This window comes from Flavobacterium sp. PLA-1-15, assembly GCF_049060005.1.
Taxonomy (GTDB): Bacteria; Bacteroidota; Bacteroidia; order Flavobacteriales; family Flavobacteriaceae; genus Flavobacterium.
On the sequence record NZ_JBMGQS010000002.1, the window covers coordinates 1 to 22328 of the forward strand.

The window sequence follows — 22328 nt, forward strand, 5'->3', positions numbered from 1 at the left end:
AAGCCCGCCTGCGCAGATGGTACTGCAGTTTGTGGGAGAGTATGTCGTCGCCTTTCTTTTGAAAACCCTTCATCAATCGATGAGGGGTTTTTTGTTTTTAGGAATATTCAGAGGTTTTAAGATTATTTTTCTCAGTAGCTGAGCTAAGTTAGTCTACCTCATAAAACAGGAATGTAAAGCATAATTTTTGCTTCAAGGTCTATGCAAAGCGAGTATAGAGGAAATTCAAAAGACTTACAGACAGGTGTTTAGTGTTTAGGGAGATTGTGTAGATGATCTAAGTGTTATTAGCTTTAATGATTATATTTAAAAAAGAAAGGGTAAGTTGCTTAAGCAACTTACCCTTTCTTTTTTGAAGATATTAAGATTTTATAATCCCAATTCTTTCTTTGTCTTGCTGGTCAATGCATTTTTGTTAACCAAAACCGAAATCGCTTTCAATTTCATATAGGGAACGCTCATATATACATAACCGCCGTTTCCATTATCGGTTCCCCAGGAATTTTTTACTTTGTAATAAATGTTTCCTTTTTGATCTTTTAATTTTCCAACAATGTGCATCAAGTGATCATCCGTTGTATTGAAATTTTCAAATTCCTGCTGACGAAACTCGGCCGTGATGTTCTTCTCTTTTTTGATTTCTTTTAAAATCGTCTTGTTGTCGGCTTCGTTTTCAGGAACAACAGCAATACCATTTTTAGCCGAAAAAGTTGCTTCACTAACATCGGCATCCAAAGCTAAAGTATAACCGTTATCTAGTGCATTATCAATATTTTGAATAAATTCCTCCAAAGGAAGATTATAGAAACTTCCGTAAGCAAAATTATCAGGAACATCAAGAATAAAACTTTTGTAAAAAGGTTCATGTGTAAAGGAAGAAATTGTTAAATAATCGTCAAGTTTCAATTTCGTCATCTCCAAAAAGCTCTTCGGTGTATATTTTTTTCCTTCAAAAGTAAATTCAGAAACATCGGCACCCATGTGCTTGTCCAGAATATCTGAAACTTCTTTTTTCCATTTCGGATCTAGTTTTTTAGAAGCGTCTGTATAAGGCTTCAATAAAGTTTCTAATTCTGCCACCATTTTCGAATGATCGAAAGTAGTTGCATTTCCAACCAGACCTGAATAGGTAGAAACAGGAACAATCCCGAATTTTTGAGCACTGTTGATAACATCGTGGTTCAATCCGCCTTCGCTGAATTGTGCCTTTCCTTGGCGCATCACATAATTCCATGCTTTCTTTGGATAGGTATGACGCACATTGTACATTTCCGACAAATCAATCTGCTTTCCGGAAATACGGATGATTTCGGCCTCCAAAAAGGAAGCGGATGAAAAACTCCAGCAAGTACCAGTTTGACCTTGAGAAATTACAGGGGTTGCCTCAATATCTTTAACGGTTTGGAATTCATACTTTTGGGAATAGGCTGAAAAAGCGAATGTTAAAAGGGCAATGCTGAATATATTTCTTTTCATTTTATTTGTATTTAATAAGGGGTAAAAGTATTATTTTTACGCTAAAATAAAATAAAATGGCGACAATAGACTGGAAAACTGTTAAAGATTTTGAAGATATAACGTATAAGAAATGCAATGGCGTTGCCCGAATTGCTTTTAACCGTCCGAATGTTCGGAATGCTTTCCGTCCAAAAACGACCAGTGAATTGTACCAGGCGTTTTATGATGCGATGGAAGATACTTCCATTGGAGTGGTTTTGCTTTCGGCTGAAGGACCTTCTACCAAAGATGGCATTTGGTCGTTTTGCAGTGGAGGTGATCAAAAGGCAAGAGGTCATCAAGGCTATGTAGGCGAAGATGGTTATCACCGTTTGAACATCTTGGAAGTACAGCGTTTAATTCGCTTTATGCCAAAGGTAGTTATTGCCGTAGTTCCGGGTTGGGCTGTTGGTGGGGGACACAGTTTGCATGTAGTTTGTGATCTGACTTTGGCCAGCAAGGAACATGCCATTTTTAAACAAACAGATGCCGATGTAACGAGTTTTGATGGTGGATATGGATCTGCTTATCTAGCCAAGATGGTCGGACAGAAAAAAGCACGTGAGATTTTCTTTTTGGGTAGAAATTACTCTGCTCAAGAAGCTATGGATATGGGAATGGTGAATGCTGTGATTCCACACGATGAACTGGAAGACACTGCTTATCAATGGGCTCAGGAAATATTAGAGAAATCGCCAACGTCAATCAAGATGTTGAAATTTGCCATGAACCTGACGGACGACGGAATGGTGGGACAACAAGTTTTTGCAGGTGAAGCAACACGTTTGGCATACATGACAGATGAAGCGATTGAGGGCAGAAATGCCTTTTTAGAGAAAAGAAAGCCTAACTTCGGGAAAAACAAGTGGATTCCTTAATTAAGGAAAAGTAAAAAGTCAAGAGACAATAGCGTAGAGTATTCGATTTTTATCCTAGGCTTCAGAAGCATTTATAATTCATAACTTATAATTCATAACTTTTGGAAAATTTTACAAATACGACCATTGATACTACACAGCTTCCTAGATTTGAGGAAGTTCAGTTTTCTAAATTGCATCCGAATTATTGGAAGGTAATACTAATCAATACCGCAATAACCTTTGTTATTTTTGGAATCGCAACAGGTTTTTTGTTTTATTTCAATGAAGAGATTGCAGATGCGGGACTTTATGTGGCTATTGGTTTTGCAGTTTTGATTGTAATTACTGTGCTATTTTCAAGAATCGGTTTCAAGAAAAGAGGCTTTGCATTCAGAGAACACGATGTGCTTTTTCAAAGTGGTGTTATTGCAACTAAAACTATCGTAATACCTTACAATAGAGTACAACACGTCGCTTTGCATGAAGGTTTAGCTTCGAGGTATTTTGGTTTGGCCAAAGTAGAAGTTTTCACGGCAGGAGGAAGTTCAAGCGATATAGAAATTCCTGGAATCGAAAAAGAACAGGCCGAAAACATCAAGCAATTATTGATGGGTAAAATTCAAAAGCAATTATGATTAGGGCCGATTTCACGAAACCTCAAAGGCAATCCAAAGTAGGGGTCTTGGTCATGTTTTTTTATACGCTTCAGCAGTATCTAAGAGCGTTTTGGCCTATCGCTGTCATCTGGATTTTTAAATTTGATGAAGTAAATAAGCTATATCTTGGTTTGGGAACTTTTGCTGTGATTGCACTTATAGCGGTTATTTCCTATCTAAAATACCTCAATTTTACGTTCTTTTTGGATGAAGAAAACCAAGAATTCATCATAACCGAAGGAATTTTAAACAAATCAAAAACAACTATCCAGCTCGATAAAATCCAACAGGTAAACATCAATCAATCATTGATTCAGAATTTTGTAGGAGTATATGCCTTGGATGTTGATACGGCTGGAAGTAGTAAGAAAGAAGGTTCTATAAAAGCCATTTCCCATAATTTGGCATTAGAATTAAAAGCAAGATTACTGGAAAACGAACGAAAAATAGTTTCGTCAGTTTTTGGATCAGAACCATCAATTGTTGAAACAAGCCCTGAAGAGCATCCGTTTATTAAAATCAGTTTTCTGACCTTGCTTAAAGTAGGCATTACTTCAAATTACTTGAGAAGCTTTGGTTTGTTGTTGCTTTTTGTAAGTACGATTTTCGAAAACCTGAGTAATTTTACCGAAGACGATTTTATTGACGACCAAAGCATTGAAAATTATTTTGATGAAACCGCTATCTTTAGAGGTGTTTTGATTCTTGCCACCCTTTTGTTTCTGATTGTTTTAATCATCAATCTGGTTCGAGTGGTCTTCAAATATTTCGATTATAAGATTGCCAAGCAAAAAGGTTCGTTGTTGCTTTCATACGGATTGTTGAATACGAAAAGCACGATTATCAAACCTGAAAAAGTACAGATTACAACCGTCACCCGAAATTATTTCCAAAAGAAGATGGATATTCTGGAGATAAAAATCAAGCAGGCAACCAGTGGCGAACCCGAAGAAAAGAAATCTGCGATAGAAATTCCGGGTTGTTCCGAAGTAGAACGCGACCAAATATTGAAATTACTGTTTAAATCCATCCCCGAAAAAGGCGTAATGCTGAAGCCTAATTTTCGCAAGCTTGTTTTCTCGATATTCACGACAATAGTTTTACCTTTGTCTGTGTATTTTGGCTTTGCCAAATGGATTGAGCCAAAAGCTTTCGAGTTTATCTACCTCGTTCCGGTTTACGCAGTTTTCATAGGATTGATTTTGTATTTCAGTTTCAGAAATTACCGATTGTTTGTGAGTGACAATTTCATTATCAAACAGCACGGTGCTTGGGACATCGAGAATGAAATCATTGAGCCAGGAAAGATACAGGCCATTTCAACGTCACAATTGTTTTGGCACAAAAAAGCCAACATCGGATCAATCATTTTGCATACAGCGGGAGGAAATGTAGCTTTTCAATTGGGCGATTTCAGCAGAATAAAAAATTACGTCAACCTTTGGTTGTACGAAATTGAAACATCAGATAGCAATTGGATGTAAAAAAATGTTGTACGTTATAGGTTCTAAGTTATTTAGAAACCTAAAACATACAACCCACAACCTAGAACAAAAAATATTAAAATGAGACATTGGATTGAAGCAGCAAGAGTAAGAACATTACCACTTTCGGTATCAGGAATCATTGTAGGAAGCATGTACGCGTTAGCGTATCCAACCGACAATGTGCTAACGCCAACCGAAGTCTTCAACTGGCAATTGTTCGGTTTTGCAATCTTGACCACTTTGGGATTACAGATTCTTTCCAATTTTGCCAATGATTATGGCGACGGAATAAAAGGAACCGACAACGAAGACAGGGTGGGACCAAAACGTGCCATTCAAAGTGGCGTGATTTCGCCTGAAGCAATGAAACGAGCAATGATTATCACATCAGTATTGACTTTTATTTCTGCAGTTCTCTTGATTTATTTCGCTTTTGGACAAGATTATATTTTGTATTCTGTCATCTTTCTAATCCTTGGGATATTGGCGATAATCTCTGCAATTCGCTATACCGTTGGTAACACAGCCTATGGTTACAGTGGTTATGGCGATGTGTTCGTATTTATTTTCTTCGGATTGGTAAGTACGTTAGGCGTTAATTTTCTCTATTCAAAACAGGTAGATTGGGAATTGTGCCTTCCAGCCATCGCCATAGGATTTTTAAGTGTAGGTGTTTTAAACCTGAACAACATGCGTGACGAAGAATCCGACCGAAAATCAGGAAAAAACACCATCGTCGTAAAAGTGGGTGGCGCTGTAGCTAAAAAATACCATTTCTTCTTGGTTATTTCTGCAATGCTATTGGTTTTGGCATTTGCCATCTATGTAGATTTTGTAAAGGACATTGAGCCTGAAAAACTAAATTTCGACACCTATTTCTTTTTGGTCATCTATTTTCCACTAACGAGTCATTTGATACGGGTTTATAAAAACAAAAATCCAAAATTACTCGACCCAGAGTTGAAAAAATTGGCCATCTGCACGTTTTTATTATCCATTTTATTGTCGTTAAGTTTGATTTATTTGCTTTCAGATTTGGTTGTTAATTCATAAGTTTAACTGTTTAAAGCTTTCAAAATATGAAAATTACATTTTACGGACACGCCTCATTAGGAATCGAAGTCGGTGGAAAAAACATCATTGTCGACCCCTATATTTCTCCAAATCCAAAAGCGTCACACATCGATGTTGATGCGCTTGAAGCCGATTATATTCTTTTGACACACGCTCATGGCGACCATATTGCCGATGTAGAAAGCATTGCGCAAAGAACCAACGCCTTAATTGTTTCCAATGCAGAAATCGCAGGATATTACGAAAAGAAAGGGTTCAGAACACATCCAATGAACCACGGCGGAAGCTGGGATTTCGATTTCGGAAACGTAAAGTATGTCAACGCTATCCATTCAAGTTCGTTTCCCGACGGAAGCTACGGCGGAAATCCTGGCGGATTTGTTATCGAAGGCGAACGCAAGAACATCTACATCGCTGGTGATACGGCTTTGACGTTCGATATGCAACTCATCCCGATGCGTACCAAGCTCGATTTGGCGATTTTTCCAATCGGCGACAATTTTACAATGGATGTCGATGATGCCATTGTTGCTTCGGATTTTGTAGAATGCGACAAGGTTTTGGGCTATCATTTCGATACGTTCGGTTACATTGAAATCAACCACGAAGAAGCCATCAAAAAGTTCTTCGATGTTGGAAAAGACCTGATGTTGCTAGAAATTGGAGCTTCAATCGATTTGTAATTAGGAGCGAAAGGTTAGGGCAGAGAATAATCCATTTTCCCGCCTTCCTTCCAATCTTTTATTTTTTTAAAGAAAAAAAAATAAAAGGATTTTCCCTCCAGTCGGGGCTAGACAGCATTCCATTTTCCAGAACGCAAGGCTTAAATATAAAAATTTTCATTCCATAGAAAATGAACAAAAAAGGAATACTTCTCTTATTGGTTTTTGCCACGATGCAAACTGTTTTTGCACAGCAAGACGGCTTTTGGGATAAGAATCGTGCTACAACCAAGGAAATAATCCTCGGAGCAGGCGACCGAATCGTAGTTAAAACCGAAGATTTTCCAAAAGGAACCACGGAAGTAGTGTACCGCATCACCACGCTAGACGACAACCAACAATTGGCGGGAAGCCTGGTTTCTCTTTTGAAATCCATTCCCGACCCATCCGGAATCAGTCAAGGTTCTGCTGGAGCGGTTTTTATCGTTTCTAAGATTTCCGGTGATGATAAATGCAAGTATGCTATCTTTTCAAGTCAAGAATTGGCCAACGCATACAAAGAGTCCGGAAAAGCAGAAAAAGCTTGTATCGTACAGAATACACCCGTAAACAAGGATGCTAAACTGCTTTCCTTTGACAAGTCGGCTTGCTTGAAAACCAATACCACCAATATGTTTTTTGCCTTCGAAAGCGACAATTGGCTGATGAAGCAAAAGATTGTCTTGGAAGTTGTGCCGTGGGTGGATTATAAGCTGAGCAAGGGCTGGAGTCCAGAAAACCGCAAATCCATCATCGAATTGTGCAAGACTTCTAACATCGCACAATTGATGATTAATTCAGATGATTTTTGTGTCTGTATTCTAGATAAGTTTCAAACGAAATATAAATTTCAAGAATATCAAAAACTATTGGCTTCAGAGAAATCTAAAGCATTCAAGGATTTTGGTGCGGAATGTTTGAGCAAGAATCCTGCAAACGAAGCGATTCATAACGCTATCCGACTGGATGCTTTCCAGCATTTCAAAAACAAACGTTACGACGAAGCCATCCGACTTTTACACGCCGGAATAATTGACAACGGAAACGGAAAAGTATTGGATTACGATGCTTTGGGAACCTATTATTTGTACTTAAAACAATTCGGAAAAGCCATAAAATACCTGAAAGAAGGCGAGAAGCTTGATGATTCGGAGTTACAAATACAATTGAATCTGGCACATGCCTATTTGCTGAGTAACAATTATGCGGAAGCAAAAGCCATTCACAAGAAATACCAATTGGAAAATATTTCGGCACTTGTGGATTGGAAAACCAAAACGATTAGGGATTTTGAAGACCTTAAAAAAGCAGGTTTCAAATCGAATGATTTCGAAAGGATTTTGAAACTTTTTAATGATTAAATAGGAATAAATGAAAAATAACAACTTGTCGGAATATAGCAATGAGAAACTTCTGAAAAGAAGAGGTCTGTTCAAAGGGTTTTTAATTGGCAGTGCAATCGTTTGGTTGTTTATGATGGCGTTTGCAATCTACTATTTAACAATCAAACCCATCGATAAATCATTTGTGGTTTTCCTTCCGATATTTATCCTTCCAATTACTTTGACTCCAATTTATATCCATGTAGGCTTGCTCAACAAGGAAATTAAATCTAGAAATCTAAAATAGAGATTAACTTCGATTTTTAATGCCCTTGAAAGCAACTTATCACAAATACGTATTAAACTTCAAAAGGCCTTCAGGGACTTCGAGAGGCGTTTTAATCGAAAAGGAAACTTGGTTTATCCTCTTGGAGCAAGACGGTAAAAAAGGAATAGGAGAGTGCGGTATTCTTCGAACCTTGAGCATCGATGATCGTCCCGATTATGAAGGTAAATTACGATGGACGTGTGAGAATATCCATCTAGGAGAAAAAGCGCTTTGGGAAGCTTTAATTGAGTTTCCTTCGATTCAGTTTGGGGTGGAAATGGCGTTCCAATCTTTGGCAAGTGAAACTCCTTTTTTACTCTTTCCATCCGAGTTCACAAACAGTCAAAAAAGCATCCCCATTAACGGTCTGGTTTGGATGGGAGAACCTTCGTTTATGAAGGAACAAATCGAGGAAAAATTAGCGCAAGGTTTTAACTGCATCAAACTTAAAATTGGCGCCATAGATTTCGAAAAAGAACTCGCTTTATTACGCTTTATTCGTAAAAATTACGACTCCAAAACTATTGAAATCCGAGTAGATGCTAACGGTGCATTTACTTTAGATGAGGCTTTAAGTAAAATAAATCAATTAGCTGAATTTGAGTTGCATAGTATTGAACAACCTATTCAAAAAAATAATACTGACAGGATGTCAGAACTCTGTAAAACGACTCCAATTCCAATTGCTTTGGATGAAGAGCTTATCGGTGTGTTTTCATACGAAGAAAAAGAAGCTTTATTGCAAAAAACACAGCCTCAATACATCATTTTAAAACCCAGTTTGATAGGTGGTTTTCGAGGTTCGAAAGAGTGGATTTCTTTGGCTGAAAAATACAACATTGGTTGGTGGATTACCTCTGCTTTGGAAAGTAATATTGGTTTGAATGCCATCGCACAATGGACTTTTTTACAACAAAATCCGATGCCTCAAGGATTAGGAACTGGAGCGCTTTATACTAACAATTTTGATTGTCCTTTATTGGTTTCAGAAGGGCAATTGTGGTATGATAAAACTTTGGGATGGGATGTCGCCTCTTTAGATATTATACCTGATAATGCTCCAAGTAATACTTAATAATTAAGCTCAACAATCTAAATTCGAGCAGGCATACCCCGATGTAGATTATGATCCTAATAATAAAGTTGTACAGCTTGTAATCCTTTCCAAAAGCACCGTACAGCCCATTGATTATATACACCAGCAAAAGTAGCGTAATGTATGCATTGCTCCAGTCAGCAATAAAAGATAGGCTTTCTACAAACTCAGTAAACACAATGAGACTTTGAAACTGCGTAATTACGATGATACCCAAGAAATGCATTCCAAAGATAATTAAATGCTCACTGTATAAAAGTTTCTTTTTGTTGAATAAAACAAAACTGTTTAAAGCATATACGGGTATTGCTAATAAAAGGAAAAATTTTACATACTTTGTCAAGAAGTCAGAAGTGGCACTTGATGGAATCGGTTCGATGTAGGATACGTAATTTTCAAACGCTGTGGCATAGATATTATCAATAAAAATGCCTAATGCCGTAAGTAAAAGTATCAAATAGAACACATTGTAATACCGGATGCGTTTTCCTTCGATATATTCCAAGGAAGCTTTTCCGGGACGTATTAAGGCCTGTTTGAGGGTAAAGAGAATTCCTTTTTCCATGTGCCAAACGCCGTGAACGATGTCGTGGAATAAGAAGTGCTTTAGAGTAATGCGGTGTGTATCGGTTTTTTGCCCACAATTTGGACAAAATTTATTGTCGACCGGAGTGTTACAGTTTAAGCATTTGATTGGTTTCATAGGCTTTTTGTTAGTATGATAAGAAAAAAACTTATAAGTAACAGAAGGAAAAGAAGTAATATATCAAAAACAATCACTCTTAAAAAAAGTCCCGACTTGCTGTAAACTGACTGAAAGGCCTTGTAATAGCCATAACTAATGAATAATAACAGAATTACAGGAGTTGAACGGTCGATAATGAGAGCAATTGTAGAAAAATTTTCTAAAAAATCTAAAAAAGAAAGTATTGTACTGACCAAAGTGATGATCATTACTCCTAAAAAAACCATTCCAGAAATTATAAAATGCTCACTGAGATTTAATCTTTTTCTTCGAAAAACGATAAAACTGTTGAAAGCAAATAATGGAATTAATGAAAGAATCAATATTTTACCGTAATCAGACAAAAAAGCATAATTTTTTTGTGCTATCTTTTCAGTTTCTTCAAGTTTTTCAGGAAAATAAATGGTTTGAAGATGTTCGTAATAATTGGCTAAAAAAAGTTGAAGACCGACAAGCAAGACTGTCAAATAGAATACATTGTAATATTTTATTCGCTTTCCACTGATATAATCCAATGCTGCTTTTCCGGGCCTTGTTAAGGCTTCTTTCATCGTGAATAAGATGCCTTTTTCCATGTGCCAAACACCATGCAGAATGTCGTGTACTAAAAAATGCTTGAAATTTATGCGATGCGTATCTGTTTTTTGTCCACAATTGGAACAATAATTCCGTTCAGTTGCTTCATTGCAATTTAAGCAGATAGGGCTTTTCATAAAAGTTTGGTTTTTGGTCTCGCTAAAATAGAAAAAGGCTTTCATTTTCTGAAAGCCTTTTCTTAAATAGTTAAAAAATAATCTATTTTTTATTCTCCACCCATTTTCTAGCATTTACAAACGCTTCATGCCAAGGCGAAACCTCATCGTTTCTGCCTTCTGGGTAATTCGCCCAGTTCCATTGGAAGGTTGAACGCTCAATGTGGGGCATCATCGCCAAATGTCTTCCAGTTTTATCACACATCATAGCAATGTTGAAGAACGAGCCATTAGGATTGGCTGGATAATTTTCATAACCGTACTTTCCAACCACATTGTATTTATCTTCCGTGTAAGGCAAGTCGAATTTTCCTTCTCCGTGCGAAATCCAAACACCTAAAGTGCTTCCTGCCAAAGTATTTAGCATTACCGAATTATTTTCTTGGATTGTTACCGAAGTAAACCCACTTTCGTGCTTATGGGAATCGTTATGGCGTAATTTTCCGTGTACTTCATGCTCTGGATTGATCAATTCCAACTCCATAAACAATTGCGCTCCGTTGCAAATTCCAACTGATAATGTATCTTCTCTTTTAAAGAAATTATCCAAAGCCGTTTTTGCTTTTTCATTGTATAAAAATGCTCCAGCCCAACCTTTTGCAGAACCCAAAACATCTGAGTTAGAGAAACCTCCAACGGCTCCGATAAACTGGATATCCTCCAAAGTTTCACGACCAGAAATCAAATCGGTCATGTGAACGTCTTTTACATCAAAACCTGCCAAATACATTGCATTTGCCATTTCTCGCTCGGAATTGCTTCCTTTTTCACGAATAATTGCTGCTTTCGGTCTTGGTTTAGAAAAATCTACAACTGGTTTTTTCCCTGTAAAATGCGCAGGGAAATTAAACTGCAAAGGTTGGTTTTTGAAATTATCAAAACGTTCCTTCGCTTTCAACTCACCCGATTGTTTGCGGTCTAATAAATATGAAGTTTTGTACCAAGTATCTCTAGCTTCAGCTACATTAATCGAAAGATTTTGGTCACCGTTTTTAATCGTAACGGTATCGCCTTCTTTTACTTTTCCGATGTTGAAGAATGCCACATTATTTTCATTCAAAACGGTTTCAACCGAAGCATCAGCTTGGAAAACAATTCCGATATTTTCAGAAAACAAAACTTTTATAGTGTCGCTTTCGCGTAAAGCACTCAAATCATAATCAGCAACTAAATTCACATCAGCGAAGCACATTTCCAATAAAGTGGTAATCAAACCACCGCTTCCGATGTCGTGTCCTGCTTGGATTTTATCGGCTTTTATCAAATCTTGAATTACGTTGAAAGTAGTCTTGAAATTTGCTCCGCTCTTAATCGTAGGAACTTCCGTCCCAATTTTATTCAATACCTGAGCAAAAGACGAGCCTCCTAATTTGAAATCGTCTTCTGAAAGGTTGATGTAATAAATATTACCGGCTTTTTTCTTCAAAACTGGTTCCACCACTTTTTGAATATCCGTACAATTTCCGCCTGCAGAAATAATCACCGTTCCTGGAGCAATTACGTCTCCATCAGGATATTTCTGTTTCATCGAAAGCGAGTCTTTTCCTGTCGGAATATTAATTCCCAACTCTATTGCAAAATCAGAACAACCTTGAACCGCTTCATACAAACGCGCATCTTCCCCTTCATTTTTACAAGCCCACATCCAGTTGGCAGAAAGTGAAACACCTTTCAAGCCATCTTTAATCGGAGCCCAGATGATGTTCGACAACGATTCTGCAATCGCAGTGCGGCTTCCAGCAACAGGATCAATCAGCGAAGCGATAGGCGAGTGGCCCACGGTTGTGGCAACACCTTCTTTTCCTAAATAATCCAACGCCATCACACCAACATTGTTCAAAGGCAATTGCAACGGTCCGGCACATTGCTGTTTGGCAACTTTTCCGCCAACACAACGGTCGACTTTGTTTGTCAGCCAGTCTTTGCAGGCAACAGCTTCCAATTGCAACACTTGGTCAAGATACTTTTTGAAGTTTTCTTGAGTATAGTCTAAATCTGTATATTTTCTATCAATTGTAGTATCGTTCATCACCACTTTTGGAGAACTTCCGAACATGTCTTCCAACGCAAAATCCATAGGTTTTGCACCAGTGGTTTTTGATTCAAAAGTAAAACGGTGATTTCCAGTTACGTCACCAACTCGATACATCGGCGAACGTTCACGATCAGCAATTTTCTGTAAAGTCTCGATATCTTTCTGGCCGATAACCAATCCCATTCTTTCTTGGGATTCGTTTCCGATGATTTCCTTTGCAGAAAGCGTTGGGTCGCCAACAGGCAATTTATCCAAATCAATCAAACCGCCTGTTTCTTCCACCAATTCTGAAAGACAATTCAAATGTCCACCAGCACCGTGATCGTGAATCGAAACAATCGGGTTTTCGTCGCTTTCCACCAATCCACGGATGGCATTTGCGGCACGTTTCTGCATCTCAGGATTCGAACGTTGAATAGCATTCAATTCGATTCCAGAGCTGAATGCACCGGTATCTGCTGAAGAAACCGCTGCACCACCCATTCCAATTCTATAATTTTCTCCTCCTAAAATAACGACTTTATCGCCTACTTTTGGTTTTTGCTTGATAGCCTGGCTTTCTTTTCCATAACCAATTCCACCGGCAAGCATGATCACTTTGTCAAACCCTAATTTTCGAGCATCTTCTTCGTGTTCAAAAGTCAAAACCGAACCTGTAATCAACGGCTGACCGAATTTGTTTCCGAAATCAGATGCTCCGTTTGAAGCCTTGATTAAAATATCCATCGGCGTTTGATACAACCATTTTCTTTCGTTCATGGCTTCTTCCCAAGGACGATTTTCTTCCAAACGAGAATACGAAGTCATGTAAACCGCAGTTCCAGCCAAAGGCAAAGAACCTTGTCCGCCCGCCAAACGGTCACGGATTTCTCCGCCAGAACCTGTTGCAGCACCATTGAAAGGCTCTACCGTTGTTGGAAAATTATGTGTTTCCGCTTTAAGCGAAATAACCGAATCAAAATCTTTTGTTTCGTAAAAATCAGGCTTGTCGGCTGATTTTGGTGCAAATTGCTGCACTCTCGGACCTTTTACAAATGCCACATTGTCTTTATAAGCCGAAACAATACCGTTTGGATTTTCAGAAGATGTTTTCTTGATCAATTTGAATAGGGAAGAAGGTTTTTCTTCTCCGTCAATCACAAAAGTTCCGTTGAAAATCTTATGGCGGCAATGTTCTGAATTGACTTGGGAAAATCCAAATACTTCAGAATCGGTAAGTTTTCTACCTAATTTTTTAGATAAGTTTTCTAAATAGTCTACTTCGTCTTGACTCAAAGCCAAACCTTCTTTTGAATTGAAAGCCGCAATGTCTTCAATTTCAAGAATCGGTTCTGGTTGAATGTTAATGGTATAAATTTCTTGGTTTAGCTCGGAATATTTTTGCGACAGCATCGGATCAAAATCAGAAAAAGCTTCATTAACTTTCTGAAATTCTTCAATCCTGATGATGCCTTCGATGGCCATATTTTGAGTAATCTCAACAGCATTTGTACTCCAAGGCGTAATCATGGCGGCACGAGGACCAACAAAAAAATCCGCTAATACGGATTTTTCTATTTTATGGGTGTTGCCAAAAAGCCAGTTTAATTTTGAGATGTTTTCAGCCGAAATTTCGCTTTGCGTTTGGACTGCAAAAACCGTGTTGGTTTGGTTTCCGAAGAAATGAATCATTGTGTGTAGTTTGTGTTGTGTGGTGCAAATTTAGTTCAAAAAGTCTTAATGTCAAAAGTTTTAAAGTCATAAAGTGAAAAGTCATAAAGTTGAATTTCTGAGAACATTTTAGCTCAAAAAAAAGACCGCCTTTTGGCAGTCTTCTCTTTAAGTTTGGGTTTATTTTTTACGCTTCATCACGATTTCCATCGATTTGAATTCCTTGCCATCAGGTGAAGTATCAAAGGATTCCATTTTTCGAGTATCAGCATCAACGATGGTCATAATCTCTCTGAATTTCTTCATTTTTTTCGTCAACGGATCTACCATTTCTCCCGAAAGATTAATCGTTTTTGTCGATTCGTCGTATGTTCCAGAAGCAATCATCATTCCCGTTCCCATATTGTCAATCCAGGTCGAAGTATATTCGCCCGAAGCGTTGTTGTAGGCCATTGTAGAGATTCCTTCAAAATCCATTCCCATCATTTTTCCCTTGTGGCGTTGTTCCTGGTATCGTCCGCCTAAAATCATTTTGATATCAGCTGTTGCCGTATGTTTCTGTGGGTTTTTGTCTTCCGGCCCCATCCAAAATGTCAAATCTTCCGTCCAAGTTCCTACATCGCCGGCAAGAATTTTGTGTGGCTCGCCAACAGTTGCATATTCCTGCCAAGCCTTGTTCATCGCTGCAGTGTCCATTGCTACGGGCGGAGCTGTTTCTTCAACTGCTGTAGTATCGGTTTCGATAACTGTTTTTTCTACTTTTGTTTCTTCTTTTTTGCAAGAAGCGAAGCAAAGCATTAGTACTCCTAAATAAATAAAGTTTGTTTTCATAAGGATGATTTTTTGGTTTATCCTTATAAAATTAGCAAAAAAAACAGTTAAAATTAAAAATAATTAAAAAACATGTTTTGTTAGAAGCGGATATTGGGGAAGAAAGTAAACCATTTTCCCGCCTTCCTTCCAATCTTTTGTCCCGAAAAAAATCGGAACAAAAGGATTTTCCCTCCAGTCGGGGCTATATAAAATCTTTAGGCATTCTTTAAACTTTTGAATCGATATCCATAAAAAAATCGGAACAGCTTTAGGCCATTCCGATTTCCGATTTATGTACTTAAAATTGTTTATTCTTCCGTAAAAACAGCAAAGTTATAAGCTCCAATATCCGATGGATTTGTTCTCACATTTCCTAAAATATCAAAAGTTCCAGTTGAAAAATTGAAATTAGCGGCACCTTTTGCAGCCGAATCAGCCCCAATATTAAGTTTGTTATTTGCCGTATCCAAGAAATCAGGATTGAACTCGCTAGAATTTCTTGCAATAAGATTTCCAACATAATGCACGCCGTCTTCAAATTGATATTCTGGATGATTGATGAGTTGAGAGTTTCCTGCCTTGTCAAATTTGATAAGACAATTTTCAAATTTGAACTCAAATTGTTTTGTAAAGTCTTTGTTCACTGAAATCTGCCTGCTGTTCGAACCATAGAAGATGCAGTTGTTGAAGTTGGCTTCCGTCAAATCATAGGTTACAGGTTGGTTGTTACCGTCTAAAACAAAGTTGCTCAATAATAATGCAACGTGGCTGGAAGTAGTACGTTCGTTATTAATGGTACAATGCGTAAAGTTATAAGCACCTCCCAAAATACAAGCCAAACTCGCAACACCTCTGGAATTAGAATTAATGACAACGTTTGTCGCATCGATTTTGGCGTGCTGCCCTAAAATTCCATAAGCACCTGAATTGTAGATTTGTGTATTATTGATTTGTATCGGATTTTCAAAATTGTTAATCGCCATGATTCCGATAAGCGCATTCTTGATGGTAAGATGATTGAACGTATGATTTTTGCTTCCCTCACGCAAATAAATGGTTGACCATTGCCCTGGAACATCAGCAAAACCAGGTTCCAGTCGATCGCCCTCAAAAATCACTTCATTTTCCATGGCTTCGGTTGTCGATAGTGTTCCGTTAACTTTTATGGTACCGCCTTCCTGCACAATGATACCCGAATCGGCATGAAAATGAATTCTCGCCCCCGGATTTACATTCAGCGTTTTATTTTCCGGAACTGATGCAAAACCATATACAACATACGGCTTGTCATTGCCCCAAACATATTCATTTCCATTATCAGGATGGGCTTCTTCGAGGTTTCGACCTCTTACTTGTGTTACTTCGCCTTCCTCGTTAAAGCCATAATCTACCAGATCATATACGTCGCCGTTCTTTTTCGGGAAAATAAAGTAAGCATCTTGAATCAAAGTCACCAATTCTACTTTTTGCTGGTTGGTGCCTTCCCCAAACAAAATCTGGTCGGTATAAAGGAAATCGGTTGGGTTTGCATCGATGATTCCCGCTGTAGTCTCGATAAAGATATACAAACTGTCTTTTGCAAGAAGTTCTACATTTTTGAAAACGCAGTTATTTTCGCCGGTCATTCCGTCAACCGTCATGCGGTATTTTGAAGTTTCTTTCTTTGCGAATTCGATGGTTGGGATCTTGATGTCCTTGTCGCTTTTGTTGTACACTTTTAAAGTATAAGTACTCGAACCTACATTCGTGAAAACAGTATCGAGGTAAACGGTATCTCTTGAAAATTCCAAACCGCCTGTTCGGGTTTCAAAATCGAAATCGTTTCGGCAGGAAGTCAATGAAACCAATATTCCTATAAAAAGGATAAAAATAGAATTACGCATTATTGATGAATTTTGGTAAAAATAGTAAAAATGTTGGTTCGCTTCAAATATACTTTGGTACTATCAAATAGCCACAGATTTACAGATTAATTATTGATGCTAAATCAGTGAATCAGTGGCAAACTTCAAGAGTTCGCAAATAATGGTTATTTTTGCAGTAAACTTTTATAAAAAATGGAATTCGATAAGGAAAAAATACTGAATCTGTGCCGTAATTTCTCGAAAAATACGCTTATGCAGACTTTAGAAATAGAATATATTGATGCCGGAGAAGATTTTCTGGTGGCGAAAATGCCTGTAAATCCTAACGTTCATCAACCGATGGGATTACTTCATGGCGGAGCAACTGTTGCATTGGCAGAAAGTGTGGGGAGTGCGGCTTCGATGCTGTATGTGAATTCTGAAAAGCAGGAAGTTCGCGGTATTGAAATTTCGGCCAATCATTTAAAAAGCAAAAGAAACGGAATTGTTTACGGAACGGCAAGGATTGTCCACAAAGGCAGAAGCATCCATTTATGGGAAATCAGGATTACGGATGAAAACGACAACCTGATTTCACTTTGCAAGCTGACGAATATGATTCTGCCAAAGCGAAATACAAATGATTGATGTACTTAATACAGCAAGAAACCATTTTGCAAAGAAGTTGCCTTTTGTGCTTTATTCAAAACCGAATCAACGCAAAGTAATTGGACTTTTTCAAGAAAATGATGAATTGTATCATTCTGAAAATTTGCAGGAAGCTGGATTTATCTTGGCTCCCTTTGAAGGAAATGAACAGGTTTTAATTCCCGAAGAAAAATCAGAAGTAAAGATTTCTGATTTTATTTTTGAAGGAAATAATTCCAATAACCATCCAATTTCAGATGACGAAAGTGGAAAGGAAGCTTTTGAAAAGCTGGTTCAGAAAGGAATTGATGCCATTAACAATAACAGTTTTCAAAAGGTAGTTTTATCAAGAAAGGAAATTGTAGCAGTTGAAAATTTAGATTTCGCTTTAATTTTCGAAAGATTGTTGCAAACTTATCCAACGGCTTTCAAATATTGCTGGTTTCATCCGAAAGTAGGGATGTGGATGGGGGCGACACCTGAACAATTGCTAAAAGCCGATGGTTCTAAAATCAAGACGGTTGCTTTGGCTGGAACTCAAAAATATGTAGAAAACCAAGAAGTAATCTGGGGCGAAAAGGAAATAGAAGAGCAAAAATTTGTAACGGATTTTATTGCAGATAATTTGAAGGATATTACATCCAAATTATCAATTTCTGAACCGTATACTTTGAAAGCAGGCAACATTCTTCATATTAAAACGGATATTGAAGCTGTTTTAAAACCTGAAAATAATTTGAAGAAAGTAATTTCCATTTTGCATCCAACGCCAGCTGTTTGTGGTTTGCCAAAGATGCTTTCCAAGGGTTTTATTTTGAAGAATGAAGGTTATGATAGGGAATATTACTCCGGATTTTTAGGCGAATTGAATAAGGATTTTGAAACCGATGAAGAAAAGTCGGATTTGTTTGTGAATTTGAGATGCATGCAGATAAAAGAAAATCAGACCCATTTATACATTGGATGCGGTATTACAAAGGACAGCGTTCCAGAAAAAGAATATATAGAAACAGTCAATAAATCCTTGACGATGAAAAGGATTTTAGCATAAAAGAATACATTATGAAATTAGATATTTTAGCCTTCGGAGCACATCCAGACGATGTGGAATTGGGTTGTGGAGGAACATTAGCAAAGGAAATCAGCCTTGGAAAGAAAGTAGGAATTGTAGATTTGACCAGGGGAGAATTAGGAACGCGTGGTTCGGCTGAAATCAGGGATAAAGAAGCCAGTGATGCGGCAAAAATTCTTGGAGTAGTTGTCAGAGAAAATCTAAGGATGCGTGATGGTTTTTTCAAGAATGACGAAGAACATCAATTGGAAATCATCAAAATGATACGAAAATACAAACCTGAAATTGTGTTGTGCAATGCGGTTGACGATAGACATATTGATCATGCAAAAGGAAGTAAACTAGTTTCGGATGCTTGTTTTTTATCAGGCTTAAGAAGAATTGAAACATCACTTGAAAATGAAAACCAAGAAGCTTGGCGACCAAAGTTAGTGTATCATTATATCCAATGGAAAAACATCGAGCCGGATTTTGTGGTGGACATTACAGGTTTTACAGATAAAAAAATTGAATCGATTATGGCTTACAGTTCACAATTTTATAACCCGGATACTAAGGAACCGACAACACCAATCGCTACAAAAAACTTCCTGGACAGCCTGCATTACCGCGCTCAAGACCTGGGAAGACTCATCGGTACCGATTATGGCGAAGGTTTTACGGTTGAAAGATACGTGGCTGTCAATAGTTTAGGAGATTTGATGTAATTTTTTCAAATTTTTATTTGCAGTAATCAAGTTTTGCAGTATATTTGCACTCGTTAAAACAAACGGTGGTTGTAGCTCAGCTGGTTAGAGTAGCGGTTTGTGGTGCCGCGGGTCGCCGGTTCGAACCCGGTCAGCCACCCAAAAGGGTAAAAGCTTCAGAGAAATCTGAAGCTTTTTTTGTTTTAGAAAAAAAAAATCCGCAATCTTGATAATTTTTGTTTGTTTTTTTGTGATTTATATTATTGGATTTAGCATATTTGTACTAAACAAAACAAAAATAAGTTATGGGAACATTTTTAATTACTACAAGAACAAACGGAGAGTTTCAATTTGTGCTTAAGGCTGGAAACGGTCAAGTTATTTTATCAAGTGAAGGTTACACGACTAAAGCTAATTGCGAGAATGGTATTGCATCTGTAAAAACAAACTCTCAAGTAGCCACGAGATTTGATAAATTAGAATCTAAAAACGGAAAGTTTTATTTCAATCTTAAAGCTACAAATGGTCAAATCATTGGAACTAGTCAGATGTATGAATCAGCTTCTTCCAGAGATAACGGTATAGAATCGGTTGCAAATAATGCTCCAGATGCTGAAATTAAATATGAACTATAATTTCATTGAAATCAAATTTAAAAAGCTTCAGAGGAATCTGAAGCTTTTTTTATAGCATTACTATTGCTGCATTTTAGCAGGATCATCATAATTTACCATCCAATTGATGCCAAATTTATCCGTAAACATTCCGAAATAAGCTCCCCAAAAAGTATCACTCATTGGCATAGTAGTTTGTCCTCCAGCTGATAGGCCATTGAAAAGCTTATCGGCTTCGTCTTTGCTATCAGCATTTATCGAAACAGAAAAGTTGTTGCCTTTTACGAATGATGCTTCATATTGCTCGCCGTTATCACTTCCCATCAATACAGAGGAACCCGTTGGTAATGAAACGTGCATTATTTTGTTTTTGTCGCCTTCTGAAACTTTAAATTCATCACTTTCGGGCATGTCACCGAATTTACCGATATAAGTAAATTCTCCTCCGAAAACAGATTTGTAAAAATTGAATGCTTCTTCGCAATTACCGTTGAAGTTTAAATACGTGTTTGTTGTAGCCATTTTTTTGTTTTTAATTGTTATTGATTTTTGTTTGATGTTTATCGATGTTGGTCAATCAAAACCGGATTTCCATCTGGATCTGTCAATGTAATGTAGGCCGGACCGCTTTCGCCCTTTGGTGTGCTTTCCAATTGCAAACCATTTGCTGAAAGTTGTTGGGCAATTTCTCGAACATCTGTAAATTCATCAACAGGTTGTGCCAATTGGTTCCATCCTGGATTGAAAGTGAGCATGTTCTTTTCGAACATTCCTTGGAAAAGTCCAATTACTTTTTCTTCGTTGCGCAAAACCACCCAATTCTGGTCGATGTTGCCGCCGGTTTGCGCGAAACCTAATTTTTCGTAGAACGCTTTTGAAGCGTGAATGTCTTTCACGGCAAGGCTGATGCAAAATGCACCTAGATTTATTGTACTCATTTTACCTATTTTAGAAGTTCTAAAGTATAATATATTTTAAAATAACGCAATGATTTGTCGGTTTTATTATAGGATGATTGTTTGGCGGTAAAATGTTTTAAATCATCATGAATTCCTTAACGAAAGCATAAATTGATATGCTAGGTGAATACTTTTATCTAAATTTAAATAAAAAAGTTATGGGACAGCAAGTTTTTATCGGTAGCGACATTTCCTTCAAATCGTTGAGGGATTATATTTTTGTGCATAAGTTAGAAAAAGGAGATACTATCGCCATTCATCCTCAGAATTATGAGCATATTGTTGAGGAAGTCAAAAATTCCGACGAACCAATTGATATTCCTTTCAATGTATTCGGAGTTTTGATTGTAAAGGATACTTCTGATTCTGTAGAGTTAGGTAAAGTCCAGATTATAAAGAACGAACCACTACAATAGCAAAAAAAAGCGCTGAATTTCAGCGCTTTTTTTTATTTTCCATCTTTGTCAACAACAGGCCTTTTATCTCTATTGGCCAATTCCCAAGCTGTTACAAAAGCCAATTGGGTTCTTTTTGTCAAAGCATCATATTCAATCTTGTCTGGAGTGTCGCCAGGTTTATGGTAATCTTCGTGGACACCATTAAAATAAAAGATAGACGGGATTCCTTTTTTAGCAAAATTGTAATGATCGGAACGGTAGTAGAATCGGTTGGGATCATTCAAATCGTTGTAGCGATAATCCAAATAGAGGTTTACATATTTCTTGTTGGCCTCTTCGTTGATGTTGTGCAAATCAGTTGAAAGTCGGTCAGAGCCAATTACGTAAACATAATTATTAGTGTTCTTATGGTCTTCGTCACGACGGCCAATCATGTCAATATTAATATCGGCAATGGTATTTTCAATTGGAAAAAGCGGATTGTCAGAATAATAACGCGAGCCGTGCAAACCGTGCTCTTCTCCTGTTACGTGTAGGAATAAGATGGAGCGCTTTGGGCCATAACCGTCTTTTTTGGCTTGCATAAAAGCTTGTGCGATTTCTAACAGCGCCACAGTTCCGGAACCATCATCATCGGCACCATTATAAACTTCGCCATTTTTCATTCCAACGTGATCATAGTGTGCTGAAATTACCAAAATCTCTTCTGGTTTTTCAGAACCTTCGATAAAGGCCCAAATGTTTTCTGAATCGCCTAATCTAGGACTGAAACCTTTCGACATGTATTCTGAAGGTACTTTTTGATAGAATCCGTCGGCTTTCTTAGGAAACGAAATTTTATTTTTCTTGTATTCTTCAATAAGATATTTACCGGCTTTTTTCTGGCCTTCGGTTCCAGTATTCCTGCCTTCCATTTCATCTGAAGCTACAATATAAAGGTGTTTCTTTAAATCATTGGCCGTGATGGTTTTCATGTATTTTGAAACATCGGCTTTGGAATAGTCTTTCTTTTGGGCCACACTTTCCGAGCTTCCGCAGGAGAGTAGCATTGTTGAAGCAACTATAAATACTATCTTTTTCATAATCGAATA

Annotated in this window: 22 protein-coding genes and 1 tRNA gene; 14 read left to right on the forward strand and 9 right to left on the reverse strand. The window is 37.5% G+C overall.

Annotation, left to right across the window (positions count from 1 at the left end):
* Positions 1-369: 369 nt before the first annotated feature.
* Positions 370-1476 carry a C1 family peptidase gene (locus ACI6PS_RS01975; RefSeq protein ID WP_421010870.1) on the reverse strand — a complete coding sequence of 369 codons (1107 nt, stop codon included), beginning with the start codon at positions 1474-1476 and terminating at the stop codon, positions 370-372.
* 56 nt (positions 1477-1532) lie between these two features.
* On the opposite strand from ACI6PS_RS01975, the gene ACI6PS_RS01980 reads away from it, so the two are divergent.
* The 8 genes from ACI6PS_RS01980 to ACI6PS_RS02015 all read left to right on the forward strand — a co-directional run bounded on the left by ACI6PS_RS01980 (position 1533) and on the right by ACI6PS_RS02015 (position 9000).
* On the forward strand, positions 1533-2375 hold the full coding sequence (locus ACI6PS_RS01980; RefSeq protein ID WP_421010871.1) for a 1,4-dihydroxy-2-naphthoyl-CoA synthase: 843 nt from the start codon (positions 1533-1535) through the stop codon (positions 2373-2375).
* 101 nt (positions 2376-2476) lie between these two features.
* Positions 2477-2992, forward strand: a complete 516-nt coding sequence (locus ACI6PS_RS01985) for a PH domain-containing protein (RefSeq protein WP_421010872.1) — start codon at positions 2477-2479, stop codon at positions 2990-2992.
* The gene (locus ACI6PS_RS01990; RefSeq protein ID WP_421010873.1) at positions 2989-4497 is read left to right on the forward strand and encodes a PH domain-containing protein; all 1509 of its coding nucleotides are present in this window, start codon (positions 2989-2991) and stop codon (positions 4495-4497) included. Before ACI6PS_RS01985 ends, ACI6PS_RS01990 begins: the two co-directional genes overlap by 4 nt.
* 81 nt (positions 4498-4578) lie before the next feature.
* Positions 4579-5553 carry a 1,4-dihydroxy-2-naphthoate octaprenyltransferase gene (gene menA, locus ACI6PS_RS01995; RefSeq protein ID WP_421010874.1) on the forward strand — a complete coding sequence of 325 codons (975 nt, stop codon included), beginning with the start codon at positions 4579-4581 and terminating at the stop codon, positions 5551-5553.
* A gap of 26 nt (positions 5554-5579) precedes the next feature.
* Complete coding sequence (locus ACI6PS_RS02000; RefSeq protein WP_421010875.1) at positions 5580-6257, forward strand: metal-dependent hydrolase; 678 nt, start codon at positions 5580-5582, stop codon at positions 6255-6257.
* 170 nt (positions 6258-6427) lie between these two features.
* A complete protein-coding gene (locus tag ACI6PS_RS02005) occupies positions 6428-7636 on the forward strand; it encodes a tetratricopeptide repeat protein (RefSeq protein ID WP_421010876.1) in 1209 nt (402 codons plus the stop codon).
* 10 nt (positions 7637-7646) lie between these two features.
* Positions 7647-7904: a hypothetical protein gene (locus ACI6PS_RS02010; protein ID WP_421010877.1), complete on the forward strand. Its 258-nt coding sequence runs from the start codon at positions 7647-7649 to the stop codon at positions 7902-7904.
* 25 nt (positions 7905-7929) lie between these two features.
* On the forward strand, positions 7930-9000 hold the full coding sequence (locus ACI6PS_RS02015) for an o-succinylbenzoate synthase (protein WP_421011108.1): 1071 nt from the start codon (positions 7930-7932) through the stop codon (positions 8998-9000).
* Here ACI6PS_RS02015 and ACI6PS_RS02020 read toward each other — a convergent pair.
* The 5 genes from ACI6PS_RS02020 to ACI6PS_RS02040 form a co-directional block, all read right to left on the reverse strand.
* The gene (locus tag ACI6PS_RS02020) at positions 8969-9724 is read right to left on the reverse strand and encodes a DUF3667 domain-containing protein (RefSeq protein WP_421010878.1); all 756 of its coding nucleotides are present in this window, start codon (positions 9722-9724) and stop codon (positions 8969-8971) included. The two genes, ACI6PS_RS02015 and ACI6PS_RS02020, sit on opposite strands and share 32 nt — an antisense overlap.
* Entirely contained in the window at positions 9721-10479 is a 759-nt protein-coding gene (locus ACI6PS_RS02025) for a DUF3667 domain-containing protein (protein WP_421010879.1), read from the reverse strand. The genes ACI6PS_RS02020 and ACI6PS_RS02025 overlap by 4 nt, the downstream gene beginning before the upstream one ends.
* 82 nt (positions 10480-10561) lie before the next feature.
* Positions 10562-14224: a phosphoribosylformylglycinamidine synthase gene (purL, locus tag ACI6PS_RS02030; RefSeq protein ID WP_421010880.1), complete on the reverse strand. Its 3663-nt coding sequence runs from the start codon at positions 14222-14224 to the stop codon at positions 10562-10564.
* Between the two features lie 159 nt (positions 14225-14383).
* The gene (locus ACI6PS_RS02035; RefSeq protein WP_421010881.1) at positions 14384-15034 is read right to left on the reverse strand and encodes a DUF1579 domain-containing protein; all 651 of its coding nucleotides are present in this window, start codon (positions 15032-15034) and stop codon (positions 14384-14386) included.
* Between the two features lie 290 nt (positions 15035-15324).
* On the reverse strand, positions 15325-16899 hold the full coding sequence (locus tag ACI6PS_RS02040; RefSeq protein ID WP_421010882.1) for a hypothetical protein: 1575 nt from the start codon (positions 16897-16899) through the stop codon (positions 15325-15327).
* Between the two features lie 174 nt (positions 16900-17073).
* Here ACI6PS_RS02040 and ACI6PS_RS02045 point away from each other — a divergent pair, with 174 nt between their 5' ends.
* The 5 genes from ACI6PS_RS02045 (at position 17074) to ACI6PS_RS02065 (ending at position 19901) form a co-directional block, all read left to right on the forward strand.
* Complete coding sequence (locus tag ACI6PS_RS02045) at positions 17074-17508, forward strand: PaaI family thioesterase (protein WP_421010883.1); 435 nt, start codon at positions 17074-17076, stop codon at positions 17506-17508.
* Positions 17501-18559, forward strand: coding sequence for an isochorismate synthase (locus ACI6PS_RS02050; protein WP_421010884.1), 1059 nt, complete (start codon positions 17501-17503; stop codon positions 18557-18559). Before ACI6PS_RS02045 ends, ACI6PS_RS02050 begins: the two co-directional genes overlap by 8 nt.
* A gap of 11 nt (positions 18560-18570) precedes the next feature.
* Positions 18571-19287, forward strand: a complete 717-nt coding sequence (gene bshB1, locus ACI6PS_RS02055; protein ID WP_421010885.1) for a bacillithiol biosynthesis deacetylase BshB1 — start codon at positions 18571-18573, stop codon at positions 19285-19287.
* 65 nt (positions 19288-19352) lie between these two features.
* Positions 19353-19426, forward strand: a tRNA-His gene (locus ACI6PS_RS02060).
* Positions 19427-19571: 145 nt separating this feature from the next.
* On the forward strand, positions 19572-19901 hold the full coding sequence (locus ACI6PS_RS02065) for a YegP family protein (RefSeq protein ID WP_421010886.1): 330 nt from the start codon (positions 19572-19574) through the stop codon (positions 19899-19901).
* 60 nt (positions 19902-19961) lie between these two features.
* Here the strand turns inward: ACI6PS_RS02065 and ACI6PS_RS02070 are convergent, their stop codons facing one another.
* Both ACI6PS_RS02070 and ACI6PS_RS02075 read right to left on the reverse strand, forming a co-directional pair.
* Positions 19962-20402: a VOC family protein gene (locus ACI6PS_RS02070; protein WP_421010887.1), complete on the reverse strand. Its 441-nt coding sequence runs from the start codon at positions 20400-20402 to the stop codon at positions 19962-19964.
* Positions 20403-20440: 38 nt separating this feature from the next.
* Positions 20441-20818, reverse strand: a complete 378-nt coding sequence (locus ACI6PS_RS02075; RefSeq protein ID WP_421010888.1) for a VOC family protein — start codon at positions 20816-20818, stop codon at positions 20441-20443.
* 179 nt (positions 20819-20997) lie between these two features.
* On the opposite strand from ACI6PS_RS02075, the gene ACI6PS_RS02080 reads away from it, so the two are divergent.
* Entirely contained in the window at positions 20998-21255 is a 258-nt protein-coding gene (locus ACI6PS_RS02080; RefSeq protein ID WP_421010889.1) for a hypothetical protein, read from the forward strand.
* Between the two features lie 32 nt (positions 21256-21287).
* Here the strand turns inward: ACI6PS_RS02080 and ACI6PS_RS02085 are convergent, their stop codons facing one another.
* Positions 21288-22319 (reverse strand): M28 family metallopeptidase, encoded by a 1032-nt coding sequence (locus ACI6PS_RS02085; RefSeq protein WP_421010890.1) that lies wholly within the window; start codon positions 22317-22319, stop codon positions 21288-21290.
* Positions 22320-22328: the final 9 nt, after the last annotated feature.

Coding starts and splice junctions, on each gene's coding strand:
- ACI6PS_RS01975 (WP_421010870.1), bottom strand. CDS start 1,476: ATGAAAAGAAATATATTCAGCATTGCCCTTTTAACATTCGCTTTTTCA.
- ACI6PS_RS01980 (WP_421010871.1), top strand. CDS start 1,533: ATGGCGACAATAGACTGGAAAACTGTTAAAGATTTTGAAGATATAACG.
- ACI6PS_RS01990 (WP_421010873.1), top strand. CDS start 2,989: ATGATTAGGGCCGATTTCACGAAACCTCAAAGGCAATCCAAAGTAGGG.
- menA (WP_421010874.1), top strand. CDS start 4,579: ATGAGACATTGGATTGAAGCAGCAAGAGTAAGAACATTACCACTTTCG.
- ACI6PS_RS02000 (WP_421010875.1), top strand. CDS start 5,580: ATGAAAATTACATTTTACGGACACGCCTCATTAGGAATCGAAGTCGGT.
- ACI6PS_RS02005 (WP_421010876.1), top strand. CDS start 6,428: ATGAACAAAAAAGGAATACTTCTCTTATTGGTTTTTGCCACGATGCAA.
- ACI6PS_RS02010 (WP_421010877.1), top strand. CDS start 7,647: ATGAAAAATAACAACTTGTCGGAATATAGCAATGAGAAACTTCTGAAA.
- ACI6PS_RS02020 (WP_421010878.1), bottom strand. CDS start 9,724: ATGAAACCAATCAAATGCTTAAACTGTAACACTCCGGTCGACAATAAA.
- ACI6PS_RS02025 (WP_421010879.1), bottom strand. CDS start 10,479: ATGAAAAGCCCTATCTGCTTAAATTGCAATGAAGCAACTGAACGGAAT.
- purL (WP_421010880.1), bottom strand. CDS start 14,224: ATGATTCATTTCTTCGGAAACCAAACCAACACGGTTTTTGCAGTCCAA.
- ACI6PS_RS02035 (WP_421010881.1), bottom strand. CDS start 15,034: ATGAAAACAAACTTTATTTATTTAGGAGTACTAATGCTTTGCTTCGCT.
- ACI6PS_RS02040 (WP_421010882.1), bottom strand. CDS start 16,899: ATGCGTAATTCTATTTTTATCCTTTTTATAGGAATATTGGTTTCATTG.
- ACI6PS_RS02045 (WP_421010883.1), top strand. CDS start 17,074: ATGGAATTCGATAAGGAAAAAATACTGAATCTGTGCCGTAATTTCTCG.
- ACI6PS_RS02050 (WP_421010884.1), top strand. CDS start 17,501: ATGATTGATGTACTTAATACAGCAAGAAACCATTTTGCAAAGAAGTTG.
- bshB1 (WP_421010885.1), top strand. CDS start 18,571: ATGAAATTAGATATTTTAGCCTTCGGAGCACATCCAGACGATGTGGAA.
- ACI6PS_RS02065 (WP_421010886.1), top strand. CDS start 19,572: ATGGGAACATTTTTAATTACTACAAGAACAAACGGAGAGTTTCAATTT.
- ACI6PS_RS02070 (WP_421010887.1), bottom strand. CDS start 20,402: ATGGCTACAACAAACACGTATTTAAACTTCAACGGTAATTGCGAAGAA.
- ACI6PS_RS02075 (WP_421010888.1), bottom strand. CDS start 20,818: ATGAGTACAATAAATCTAGGTGCATTTTGCATCAGCCTTGCCGTGAAA.
- ACI6PS_RS02080 (WP_421010889.1), top strand. CDS start 20,998: ATGGGACAGCAAGTTTTTATCGGTAGCGACATTTCCTTCAAATCGTTG.
- ACI6PS_RS02085 (WP_421010890.1), bottom strand. CDS start 22,319: ATGAAAAAGATAGTATTTATAGTTGCTTCAACAATGCTACTCTCCTGC.